The 11920-nt window shown below is 36.4% G+C and carries 9 protein-coding genes and 1 pseudogene; 6 read left to right on the top strand and 4 right to left on the bottom strand.

The window, feature by feature from the left end:
• The first annotated feature begins 37 nt into the window (after window positions 1-37).
• The 4 genes from J3U91_RS05720 to fba all read left to right on the top strand — a co-directional run bounded on the left by J3U91_RS05720 (window position 38) and on the right by fba (window position 3003).
• Window positions 38-418 carry an HIT family protein gene (locus J3U91_RS05720; RefSeq protein WP_002821122.1) on the top strand — a complete coding sequence of 127 codons (381 nt, stop codon included), beginning with the start codon at window positions 38-40 and terminating at the stop codon, window positions 416-418.
• 52 nt (window positions 419-470) lie between these two features.
• Entirely contained in the window at window positions 471-1058 is a 588-nt protein-coding gene (locus J3U91_RS05715; protein ID WP_002820530.1) for a TMEM175 family protein, read from the top strand.
• 441 nt (window positions 1059-1499) lie between these two features.
• Entirely contained in the window at window positions 1500-2108 is a 609-nt protein-coding gene (locus tag J3U91_RS05710; RefSeq protein ID WP_002820529.1) for a 5' nucleotidase, NT5C type, read from the top strand.
• Between the two features lie 13 nt (window positions 2109-2121).
• The gene (gene fba / locus J3U91_RS05705) at window positions 2122-3003 is read left to right on the top strand and encodes a class II fructose-1,6-bisphosphate aldolase (RefSeq protein ID WP_002820528.1); all 882 of its coding nucleotides are present in this window, start codon (window positions 2122-2124) and stop codon (window positions 3001-3003) included.
• Window positions 3004-3014: 11 nt separating this feature from the next.
• Here the strand turns inward: fba and coaBC are convergent, their stop codons facing one another.
• Entirely contained in the window at window positions 3015-4217 is a 1203-nt protein-coding gene (gene coaBC / locus J3U91_RS05700; protein WP_002821120.1) for a bifunctional phosphopantothenoylcysteine decarboxylase/phosphopantothenate--cysteine ligase CoaBC, read from the bottom strand.
• 651 nt (window positions 4218-4868) lie between these two features.
• On the opposite strand from coaBC, the gene J3U91_RS05695 reads away from it, so the two are divergent.
• Complete coding sequence (locus tag J3U91_RS05695; RefSeq protein ID WP_002820526.1) at window positions 4869-6629, top strand: thiamine pyrophosphate-binding protein; 1761 nt, start codon at window positions 4869-4871, stop codon at window positions 6627-6629.
• Between the two features lie 393 nt (window positions 6630-7022).
• The gene (locus J3U91_RS05690; RefSeq protein WP_002820525.1) at window positions 7023-8414 is read left to right on the top strand and encodes an MFS transporter; all 1392 of its coding nucleotides are present in this window, start codon (window positions 7023-7025) and stop codon (window positions 8412-8414) included.
• Window positions 8415-8424: 10 nt separating this feature from the next.
• On the opposite strand, the gene J3U91_RS05685 is transcribed toward J3U91_RS05690, so the two are convergent.
• The 3 genes and pseudogenes from J3U91_RS05685 to argH form a co-directional block, all read right to left on the bottom strand.
• On the bottom strand, window positions 8425-9153 hold the full coding sequence (locus J3U91_RS05685; RefSeq protein ID WP_002820523.1) for an SDR family oxidoreductase: 729 nt from the start codon (window positions 9151-9153) through the stop codon (window positions 8425-8427).
• A 146-nt stretch (window positions 9154-9299) separates the two neighbouring features.
• Window positions 9300-10520, bottom strand: a complete 1221-nt coding sequence (locus J3U91_RS05680) for an argininosuccinate synthase (protein WP_002820521.1) — start codon at window positions 10518-10520, stop codon at window positions 9300-9302.
• Window positions 10521-10614: 94 nt separating this feature from the next.
• A pseudogene (argH, locus tag J3U91_RS05675) lies at window positions 10615-11888 on the bottom strand (argininosuccinate lyase).
• Window positions 11889-11920 lie beyond the last annotated feature (32 nt).

Genomic DNA, 11920 nt, shown 5'->3' with positions numbered 1-11920 from the left:
TTAATATATAAAGTTCAAATCAAAAAAGGGAGGAACTATGAAAAAAGAGCATTGTATTTTCTGTCAGAGGGATGCTATTAAGATTGTTTTTGAAAATGATTTAGCAGTCGCTTTTTGGGATATTCATCCGGTTAATAAAGGGCATCTTTTAGTAATCCCTAAAGATCATAAAGAAGATTTTTTTGATTTAAGTGATGATGAATTATTGGCAATCAAAGAACTTATTTTCAAGGGAAAAGAATTGACTGACAAAAATTTTAAAGCAGATGGCTACAATATTGGAACTAATGTTGGCAAATATGGCGGTCAGACCGTTAGGCATTGTCATTTTCACTTAATTCCTCGTTACATTGGGGATGATCCAAAACCGGCTGGTGGTATTAGAAAAATATTGGTTAAGGGTCAAGAATTAATTTAAATTGACGCTTTTAAATAGTGTATAAAATTCATTGGCTGAAAGGAATAAAACAATGAATAAAGGAAGAGTTGAGTCTTTTACCGACGCAATTGTCGCGATAATCCTAACGATTATGGTTTTAGAAATTAAAGTACCCGGTGGCTATCAATGGTCTGATTTGTTAGATAATTTATCTGCATTCATCGCTTATACGATCAGTTTTTTCTTTATTTTGGTTGCCTGGTACAACCATCATTACATGTTTTCTTTGACTAGGGTTATATCTAAAAAGATATTTTGGGCTAACAATATCTGGTTGTTTGTTATGAGTTTTTATCCTGTCAGCACAGCTTGGTTGGGAAAATATATCGATCGTCTTCCGCCGGCTTTCTTTTATTATTTTGTTTTCCTATTTTGGACATTTGCCTATCAATGGCTTAGCTACGAAATAAAATCAGCTCGGGAAAACAAGGAAATCAAGACTAAAATCGAACATATGTCGATTTATCAATTTACAAAAAATCCAATTTTTTATTTTTCGGGATTTGTTATCGCTATTTTAATATTCTATTTTCCGCCATTCGTTCTGATTACTTCGGTCGTAGAATTGGTATCTATGTTGATTTTCACAAACGAAGATAGTGATAGATTATTTAGTTAAATTTTTTTTGATTTAAAACTAGTTTGGTTTAAATAATTTTAGTCAATTTTTTTGTGTTTTTTATTTTTGTTGTTTTTTGCTTCTTTGCATAATCTGTTTTTTACTTTCTCAAGTATTTTGGCTGAAGCGGTTTTTTCTTTGTTGTTATCCATTACTTTTTCCTCCTTAAGAGAAATGAGATCGTTGAAATTATCAACTTGCTAACCTTAGCAATTGTTTTTAAAACCTATATTAATTTTTCGTTTTGTTTAACTGAATTTTTGTTTTTAAACTTAATTCTATCAATTCATTCAAATAGATTTACTCGCTTGTTCGTCACTGGTCTATTCCACTTGCCCATTGTTCATTTTTTTATTAAGCTTACTATTTTGAAGGTTTAGATTATCAAGGGGCATATGATTGTCCTTTATTTTTTTTCTTTTAAAAATCTTAGGAGACCTCATGCAACCTAAACTATTCTTTGATATGGACAACGTCCTTGTAGATACTTTGACAGTATTTGATCGTTTGAATCCAATTTCTTATCAAGTTAAAAAACCGGATCAAATACCTGGTATATATCGGCGACTTTCACCAATTACCGGCGCTATAGGGGCCGTGAAAAAGTTATCTGAACATTACGATACTTATATTTTGTCGACAGCGCCTTGGGAAAATTCAAGTGCATGGCAGGACAAATTATTGTGGATTTTTGATTACTTTGGGAAAGGCTTTGACGATATTTTTTATAAAAAAGTTATTTTGACTCATGACAAGTCTTTTGTGCGCTGTTCTGGCGGAATTTTAATCGACGATCGTCCTTATCACGGAGCAAGTGCTTGGGATGATTCTAATTTTGGATCTTTTTGGCTTCAATATGCTTTCGATCCACGACTCACTTGGGAAAAAGAATTAATTGGTCTTATGATTCAAGCCAGTCAAATTTTTTTGGAGGCCCAGGTAAACGAAAGGGAAGCTCTCTTATTGGCTAACGATGGCTTTGATGGCAAATACCGTCTGCATGGATCTTTCAAAGATAATAATTTACGGTATTGGGAGAAAAATAAGTAAATAAGGAGTCTTTATGACAATAGTAAACGGTAAAAGAATCATTGAAAACGCTCGTACGCAAGGCTATGCAATCGGCGCTTTTAATACGAACAACCTGGAATGGACGCAAGCAATTCTACGAGCCGCCCAAAAAGAACATTCCCCAATTTTAATCGCCGTTTCAATGGGCGCTGCAAAGTATATCGGTGGTTACAAAATGGCCAAGGATATGATAACTGATTTGGATAAATCTCTTAATATTTCTGTTCCTGTCGCTATCCATCTTGATCATGGAAACTATCAAGCGGTTAAAGACGCGATAGAATCCGGTTTCACTTCCGCCATGTTCGATGGTTCGGAGCTCGCTTTTGAGGACAATTTATCAAAAACAAAAGAATTGGTTAATTTCGCCCACGACCGAATGATTCCACTTGAAGCTGAAGTTGGTTCTATTGGCGGCGAAGAAGATGGAATAATTGGAAATGGCGAAATCGCTTCGATTGATCAGGCAGTTGCAATGGCGAGAACGGGAATCGATTATCTGGCGGCCGGGATTGGAAACATTCATGGGCGTTATCCAGATAACTGGCAAGGACTTAAATTAGAACATTTAAAAAAACTCGCCCAAGCAGTTAACCGAGTGACTGGCAAGGATTTTCCTTTGGTTTTGCATGGAGCCTCCGGCATTCCCGATGATCAGGTTAAAATGGCGATTAAGTATGGAATTTCAAAGATTAATATCAATACCGAAGCTCAATTGGCTTTTCATCAGTCTGTCAGAGATTTCGTAGTTGCCAATAAAGATTTGGAAGGAAAAAATTACGATCCAAGAAAGTTTCTTGCTTCTGGTGTGGAAGCAATCGAAGAAACAGTTATAGGAAGAATAAAAGTCTTTGGCAGTGACCAAAGACTTTGAAAAATACAAATTTATTCAAATACGCTTTTGATAATTTCTTCTATGATTGAACGGGCAGTATCGATTTTACTTTGTAAAGGGAATTCCTTCTGCGCTTGTTTTGGACGGAAAATAATCACACGATTATTGTCGACATTAAATCCACTATCAGGGTGTCCAACCTCGTTTGCAACGATCATATCGGCATGCTTTTTAACCAATTTGTTTTTGGCATACTCGACTATATTTTCTGTTTCAGCGGCAAAACCAACAACGAATTGTCCGGTTTTTTTTGCTCCGACAGTTGCTAGAATATCTGGATTTTGAACAAGCTCTACTTTTAATCCTTGGTTACCGGTTTTTTTTATTTTTTGATTTGATTGTTTGGCTGGACGAAAATCAGAAACTGCTGCTGCTGAAATGAAGATATCTGTCTTATCAAAATGTTCCAACACGGTGTCCAGCATTTCCCGAGCATCGGTCACTTTTATTAATTTACTGCCAAAGGGCAATCGACGTTCTACTGTCGAAATCAAGGTTACGACAGCTCCAGCTTCGACAGCCGCCTGGGCCAGCGCGTAACCCATTTTGCCTGACGAACGATTAGTTATATAACGTAAAGGATCAAGTGCTTCTTTTGTTCCTCCGGCAGTTATTAAGACATTTTTATTTTTAAGTTTTCCGTTTTTGGCCAGTAGTCGAATTTGGGCTTGTTCTAAAATATCATTGCTTTCCGGAAGACGACCTTTGCCGTCATAACCTTCAGCCAAAAAACCGGTAGTTGGTTCGATTATTAAAATTCCGTCTGTATCTAACTGCTTTATGTTGCGGACCGTCGCCGGATTATTCCACATTTGATCATTCATTGACGGAGCAATGACTTTTTCTGCTGGACTGGCCAATAAAAGTGTCGATGCAGTGTCATCTGCGATCCCATGAGCCATTTTAGCAACAAAATTTGCGGTTGCTGGAACTACGAAAATAAAATCAGCCCAACGGGCCCAGGCAACATGATCAACGCTACCGTCGTTTGCTTTAAAGATATCAGTCAGTACAGTGTGCTTGGTTAAGGTCGAAAAAGTAAGTGGGGTAACAAAATTCTCAGCCGATTTAGTCATTGCAACTCGGACATTGCCTCCCTTTTTAATTAAGGAACGAACTAAAATTGCCGACTTATAGGCGGCTATGCCGCCGGTAACGACGACTAAAATATGTTTATTTTTAAAAAAAATCATTATTTTTTTACCCTTTATCATCCAAGTTTAATTATCTAAACTTCAATTTTTAAATTTCTTTAATAATTACTAATTTTAAACCTTGTTAATTTTTGTTGCCATCAGCTGCACCACCTGTTTGATTAAAGAATGTTGACTAATGTTTACAAACCGGTACTTAAATGGGGACATAAAAAATAATATTTTATTCACAAACCTGTAGTTTTTGCGAACCTTTAATTGGACAACTATTGACATCGCTTACAGTTAGATTATAATTTGTCTTTGCGAAATAAATGTAAGTACTAAATAAAAGTAATTTTGTTTGATTGTTACAACCAAGATTAGATCAAGTAGATTGAATTATTTGTATGAGCAATTATTGAGGAAGCCTAAGCCTGACCTGATATTGAAATTTTTAACTACGATTCAATTTACGGAATTATCAATCAAAGAAACAAATTGTTTACGAACTTTTGCAAGTATTTAGAACACGTTTTTCAATTTTCTGGAAAACTCGACCGGCTTAATTAAAAATTTTAATTTTCAGTTTATCCGTTAAATATGTTTTCGAGTTTTTTAGGACTATTGTTGGTTTTATAGTGAAGTATCTTCCTTCTAACCGATACTTTACTTGATCAGTACAGACAGACATTGAGGAGGTCTCGCAAAATGACAAAAATGATAGCTGGACGGGCTTTAGTCAAGGCTTTAGAGGATTGGGGCGTTGACCATGTATATGGAATCCCCGGCGGTTCGATCAATCATACGGTTGAAGGTCTTTATTTAGAGCAGGACAAAGTTAAATATATTCAAGTTCGTCATGAAGAAGTTGGTGCTTTAGCCGCTTCGGCGGATGCAAAATTTACTGGTAAAATCGGTGTCGCTTTTGGATCGGCTGGTCCCGGTGCGACCCATTTATTTAACGGTTTATACGATGCTAAAATGGATCATGTTCCATTGCTGGCAATAATCGGCCAGGTACCTCAGGAAACGATGAATACCAATTACTTCCAAGAAATGGACGAAGTACCGCTTTTTAGCGATGTATCTGTCTATAATCGCACTGTTACAACCGCTGAACAAATTCCTTATGTCATCAATCAAGCAATTCGTGAAGCTTATCGGCAGAAGGGGGTTGCCACGGTTGTTTTACCGGAAAATTTGGCCGCGAAAGAAATTGATTATAAAGAGACAAAAACACCAAAGGTCGTTGCAAATAATTTTTCCCAGAAGGTCGATTCAAAGGCCGTTTCCGATACTTTGGCAATGCTGAAAGTCGCTAAACATCCTTCGATATATGCCGGCCGTGGATTATTGGGAGCTCGAGATGTTTTAACCAAGTTTTCCGAGCAGTTTAATATTCCTGTTATGAATACGGTCCCGGCAACTGGAGTGATTAGTACGGACGATCCTAATTTTATTGGAACTTTTGGTCGTCTTGGCAGTAAGTCTGGGTTTGAGGCACTTCAACATACTGATTTAATTCTGTTTCTTGCTTCTGAATTTCCATTTGCAGGTTTTTGGCCAAAGAATATTAAAGTTATCGAAGTTAATAACAATCCGTTCGATATTGGAAAAACTGTCGATGTTGATTATGCGGTTATTTCCGATGCTAAAAGTTATCTTCAGGCTTTAATCGACACTGGGCAAACACTGCCAGCTGGTAATTGGCTAAAAGCAAACCAAGAGAACAAACGTAATTGGGATAATTGGCTTGCTGAATTAGCTAAAGATGAAAGCGACGGATTAAATCCAGAATCGGTTACTGCGAAAATCGCTTCCATGGTTGGTCCAAACGATACTTATGCGGTTGACACCGGCAACGTCTCTGAATGGGGAGCACGTGGATTACCAATGAATCATAATCAGCGTTTTGCCATTTCGGGCTTATTCGCCACAATGGGTTTTGGTTTGCCAGGCGGCCTTGCCGGTGCTTTAAGTGTTCCAGATGGCCAAGCTTGGTCGCTTTCCGGTGATGGCGGATTTTCGATGGTTGTTCAAGACCTTATTACAGAAGTTCGTTATGGCCTCCCTGTTATTAACATTGTTTTTTCAAATGATCGCTTTGGTTTTATATATCATGAACAAGTTCAGACAAAACAACATTTTTATGGCGTTGATTTAACTGGAGCTGATTGGGCTAAAGTTAGTGAAGGGCTTGGCGCGATTAGTTTTACGGTTAAAACGATTGCTGATATCGATCAGGTTTTCACCAAAATTAAGAAATTGCAGGAAAGTGGTAATAAAAAACCGATTGTTGTTAACGCGGTGATCAAAAAAGACGATCCATTCCCAACGGATTATATGCCACTTGATCCAAAACTGTATGGACAGGATGCTGTTGATCAATATGCAGAGAAATATCATTTCGATTTAGAGAAACAACCATCATTGGGCGCATTACTTCGAGCTCAAGGTGATAATTTGTAATCAAAAATAAAATTTTTGTGAAAAGAATCGTATTTAAATTATGGTTCTTTTTATTTAGTTACAGATTTTTGTAAATAGAGAACTTCACTTAAATTAATTTTCAAAAAATAATTAATTTGTCGATGCTTGAAGAAATCTATTATCAAAGTGTAGAATAGGGGAGACTCTTGAATTGCATTTTGTATTTCTTCGTCTATAATTGTTGGAACTTTGTCTTTCTTGATTTACTGTGATTTGTCCCGATCCAGTATTAGACGGTTCTAAGATATTTATCGATTGATCACCGGGAGTGACCGAATGAGTATTATTCGATCGCTTTTTTATTGCCTTCTATAGTTATCAAAATTTATTTAGGGTCAAAAATAATTTATAAAAAGGAGCAAACATTTTTCATTGAAAAGCACAGAAGAGATTAATATAAGAACAAAATTATCTATTTTAGCAATTGGATTATTATCATTTTTGGGGATTTTAATCGAGACATCGATGAATGTGACTTTCCCAACTTTGATGCAGCAAATGAATGTCAGTTTAAATACAGTCCAGTGGCTGACAACCGGCTACTTGTTATTGGTCACGATCGTTATGGCAACAACAGCTTATCTGCTGAAACGAATTAATGTTAAAAAAGTATTTTTATTTGCTGTTGCGATTAATATCGCTGGAAGTTTCTTGTGCGCTATGGCGCCCGACTTTCTCATACTGCTGATTGGACGTCTTTTTCAATCGGCTTCAACTGGTTTAGCAACGCCGACACTTTTTTATATTATTTTCAGAACAATACCAATGCAAAAGTTGGGTCAATATAATGGTTTTGCTGCTATGCTGATCTCCTTAGCACCCGCTCTGGGACCAACTTATGGAGGAATTTTAAACAATTATTTTTCTTGGCGGATTATTTTTTGGATAATCATCCCAATACTGTTTATTGTTCTTTGGATTGGTTCACGCAATATTTCATTAGAAACAAAAAAAGAGGATTTATCCTTTGATTTTATTGGATTATTTTTGTTGGCTTTGATTTTAATCGGTCTAGAGTTCACTTTGACACAATTCAGTAAATATGGTTTGAACTATCGTTTTCAATTTTCGTTATTCTCTACGCTTGTTATTTTATTTGTTTATCTTGTTTATGATCATTTTAGTTCGCGTCATTTGTTTGATTTTTCAATTTTAAAACCAATCGTAAACTTACGCCTTTTCAATTATTTTTCTTTGCAGGCCATTAATATCGGTTTATCATTTTTGATCCCGATTTTTGCAGAGAATTTTTTGAAAACAAATTCTCTTTTAGCTGGTTTGATATTGCTTCCCGGATCTCTGCTTGGTGCAGCAACTGCCCCAATCGCCGGGAGTTGGTACGATAAGGTCGGTGCTAAATTTCCGTTGATTTTAAGTAATTCTCTGATCGTTTTCGGAGCGTTTCTTTTATGGATTTTTACTGACCATCTAACAATTTGGTTGATTATGTTTTTCTACTTGATATTACGTCTTGGTTTCAACCTTGGTTTTGGTAATACTATGTCTGATGCCAGTAAATATGTTGATAACAAAAAAAGAGCCGATCAAAGTTCTCTCTTTAATATGGCCCAACAATATGCGGGTTCGATCGGGACAGCAGTAATGTCTGCAATGATTGCTTTTCAAAGCATTATCTTTTCCAATATATCGTCATCCAAAGCTACGCTAATTGGTGGACGTCTTGACTTTGCGATTCTTTTCATACTGGCAATTTTGAGTTTGTCTTTGACAATTTTCTGTCAACATCTTATTAAAAAAAAATAATCAAAGCATATCAAACCAATGAATAGCCGCCATCTATATTGATTGTCTGTCCGGTTATTAAATTATTGTTCATTAAAAAGAGATAGGCAGAAGCGACTTCTGCAAGGTTTGCAACTCGTTGCAAAGGAATTGCCTTTGACATTTGATTGCTTGTCTCTTCAAGTTGTTTCTTTGAAAGTTCTTTCCATAAACCAGTCGGAGTCCAAGTCGGAGCGATGGCGTTCGCACGAAAATCCGGCGCTAATTCAAGTGCAAGACCCTGAATCATTGTTTTGATTGCTTGATTGCCGATAATAGCTCCGGATGAATCATTTGGATGGCCACCCGATCCTGCGGTTAAGATAAGAGAACCTTTTTTATTAAGATATTTTGTTGAAATTTTGGCAAGTTCCATATCTGCGAAAAATTTGTCTTCAATCGTTTTTCTAATCATTGCAATTGAAGAATTCAAAAATCCTCCGGCCATTGCGCCTCCAAGCATTGAAATTATATGATCGAAGTTACCGGATTTTTTGAAGTAATCGGTTAGTTGATTATTATCACTTGCATCGATATTTTCGCTGGAAATAGTTATTTTTTCTTTTTCGAAATCTTTTTTTGCCTTTTCCAAATTTTTCAAACTATGTCCAACAATTGATACTTGAGCACCAGACTGAGATGCTTCTTTTGCAATTTCTTTTCCAAAACCAGAACTACCGCCAATGATTAAAATTTTTTTCTTTTTTAAATTATTTATCATTTTTTCTCCAATTTTTATTTTGTTAACGATCAGTCTAGCATGACCTGAATTCTCGATTTTTAAAAAATTGACTTTTTAAATTACGATTTTTTACTACAAAATAAAAAACACTTTAACAAAAAAGTGTTTAATAGGTGTTCCTACTGTTAGATTTCTTCTTTTTCCTTTGAATGGATATGGTTTACCTGCTCATATACGGTTGCTGGCAGAGTATAAAGTTTCATAAATCCAACTGCTGCTTGTTCATCGAAAGAATTTGCCGAAGTATAAGTTGCCAGTTTTTCAGAGTAGAGTGAATTATTTTCTGATTTTCTGGCAACGGCTGTCGCTGTGCCTTTATAAAGTTTCATTTTAACGGTACCGTTGACAACTTTTTGCGTTTCGTCGATAAATTTATTCAGAGCATCGAAAAGGGGAGAAATCCACATTGCGTTGTAAATTAAGTTGGTGATTTTTTGCTCGATAATCGGTTTAAAGTGGGCAACATCGTGTTCTAAAGTGATATCCTCTAGATCTTTATGGGCGGTCATGATGACGGCTGCTGCCGGTGTTTCATAAATTTCGCGTGATTTAATACCGATTAGACGATTTTCTACGTGATCGATTCGGCCAATACCGTGAATTCCGGCCAATTTATTCAAATATACAATTAGATCGGCCATTTTCATTTCTTGATCATTTACTGAAATTGGTAAACCATTTTTAAATTCAATATCAACAAAATCGGCTTCATCAGGTGTATCTTCAACCGGCGATGTCAAGGCATAGGCATCCGCCGGAGCCTGATTCCAGGGATTTTCCAGAATTCCGGCCTCGTTGGAACGTCCCCATAAATTTTCGTCAATTGAATAGGGAGAATCAAAATTAATCGGTACCGGAACATTATGTTGATGAGCATATTCGATTTCTTCTTCACGAGACCATTGGAAATCACGGATTGGAGCTTCAATTTTCATTTCCGGATCAAGGGCGTGAATTGCTGCTTCGAAGCGAACCTGGTCATTTCCTTTACCAGTTGATCCATGGGCTATGGCGACGGCATTATTATCATGAGCTGTTTGAACCAGTTTTTCGATAATCAGCGGTCGAGAGAGAGCTGAAACGAGTGGGTATTCTCCTTCATAGAGAGCGTTTGATTTAATTACTTTGCTGACATAGTTCTCAGCGAATTCGTCTTTACCATCAATTATGAATGATTGAATTGCACCGATCTTTAAAGCCTTTTTTTGAATATTCTCGATTTGCTTTCCATGCTGGCCAACATCCAATGAGACCGCAATTACTTCATATCCTTTATCTTTTAACCAAGGGATCGTTACGGACGTGTCCAGACCACCTGAATAAGCTAAAACAATTTTATCTGCCATTTTTTCTCCTTCTTAAACAATTTTTTATTTTTGCTTGAAAACTAGTTGAAAAATCGTCGTCGGCGGGTTAGATAATTAATAAATTTTCCTTTCTTCATAGCATTTCCTTTTTGATCCCTTTGTGAATAGACTCTTGAATGTTCAAATAATGATAAACATCCTCGTCGATAATTTGATCAAATTGTTTTAATTCCTCGATTGTCAAATCTTCAAGTGCTTTTTGGTGTTTTTCTGCAAATAGGACAGCTTGTCCGACGACCGTGTGGGCGTCTCTGAAAGGTCGTCCTTTTTTAACTAGGTAATCTGCTAAATCAGTTGCGTTTAAAAAACCATTTTTAACTGCTTTTTGTAGCTTGACGCGATTAATTTTTAATGTTGAAACAATCTTTTTTGCAATCAGCAACATTTTTTCTATATGATCAAAAGCCGGCAAAAAGGTTTCTTTATCAAGTTGCATATCCTTGTCATAGGCTAATGGCAGGCCCTTCATAATAACTAATATTTGATTCAATTCACCGATCAACAAAGCCGAATTTCCACGAATAAGTTCGGCTGAGTCGGCATTCTTTTTTTGTGGCATCATTGAAGAACCAGTTGAAAGGGAATCATCAAAAGTGACGTATTGAAATTCTTGGCTGGCATAAATTATCAATTCTTCGGACAACCTCGATAGATGTACTCCAATGATTGAAAAATCAGACAGGGTTTCGATTACGTAATCTCGGTCGGAAACTCCGTCGATAAAATTTTTGACCGGTTTTTTAAAATTCAACAGTTCCGTTGTTAATTGACGATCGATATTATGGGTTGTACCTGCTAAAGCCCCAGAACCCAATGGATTTTCGTCCATTATATTGATGGCGTTTAATAAACGTTTCTTGTCACGCAAAAGCATTTGCGCATAAGCATCCAAATAATATTTAAAAGTAATCGTTTGGGCTTTTTGAAGATGAGTATAACCGGGCATAAGATAAGGATTTTCTTGCCCTTTTGCGATAAAAGTATCGACTAAATCATCTATTTCTTCTAAAATTCCTTGGAGACGATTTTTAAAATACATTTTTGTATCAACGGCAATTTGATCATTACGTGATCGGGCCGTGTGAAGTTTTTTTCCGTCTTCGCCAATTTTTTAGTCAGAGTCGTTTCGATAAAACTATGTATATCTTCGTATCCAGAATCCGGAATTATGAGGCTTCCTTGTTCAACATCCGTAAGGATTTCTTTTAGTCCATCGACAATTGCTGCCGACTCTTTTTGACTGATAATATTTTGTTTACCAAGCATTTTTGCATGGGCAATCGATCCCTGAATATCTTCTTTGTAAAGCAATTTGCTGGTTGGCAAAGAGTTATCAAAGCTTGTCATGTCGGCATCTTCGCCTTTAGTAAAACGTCCAC

The organism is Oenococcus oeni, assembly GCF_020510245.1.
GTDB lineage: Bacteria > Bacillota > Bacilli > Lactobacillales > Lactobacillaceae > Oenococcus > Oenococcus oeni.
The sequence above is the reverse complement of the archived record's forward strand: the minus strand, read 5'-3'. Positions and strand labels throughout refer to the sequence as shown.

Excerpts from the sequence above, each read along its gene's own strand:
- J3U91_RS05720 (WP_002821122.1), top strand. The coding sequence starts at position 38 with ATGAAAAAAGAGCATTGTATTTTCTGTCAGAGGGATGCTATTAAGATT.
- J3U91_RS05715 (WP_002820530.1), top strand. The coding sequence starts at position 471 with ATGAATAAAGGAAGAGTTGAGTCTTTTACCGACGCAATTGTCGCGATA.
- J3U91_RS05710 (WP_002820529.1), top strand. The coding sequence starts at position 1,500 with ATGCAACCTAAACTATTCTTTGATATGGACAACGTCCTTGTAGATACT.
- fba (WP_002820528.1), top strand. The coding sequence starts at position 2,122 with ATGACAATAGTAAACGGTAAAAGAATCATTGAAAACGCTCGTACGCAA.
- coaBC (WP_002821120.1), bottom strand. The coding sequence starts at position 4,217 with ATGATTTTTTTTAAAAATAAACATATTTTAGTCGTCGTTACCGGCGGC.
- J3U91_RS05695 (WP_002820526.1), top strand. The coding sequence starts at position 4,869 with ATGACAAAAATGATAGCTGGACGGGCTTTAGTCAAGGCTTTAGAGGAT.
- J3U91_RS05685 (WP_002820523.1), bottom strand. The coding sequence starts at position 9,153 with ATGATAAATAATTTAAAAAAGAAAAAAATTTTAATCATTGGCGGTAGT.
- J3U91_RS05680 (WP_002820521.1), bottom strand. The coding sequence starts at position 10,520 with ATGGCAGATAAAATTGTTTTAGCTTATTCAGGTGGTCTGGACACGTCC.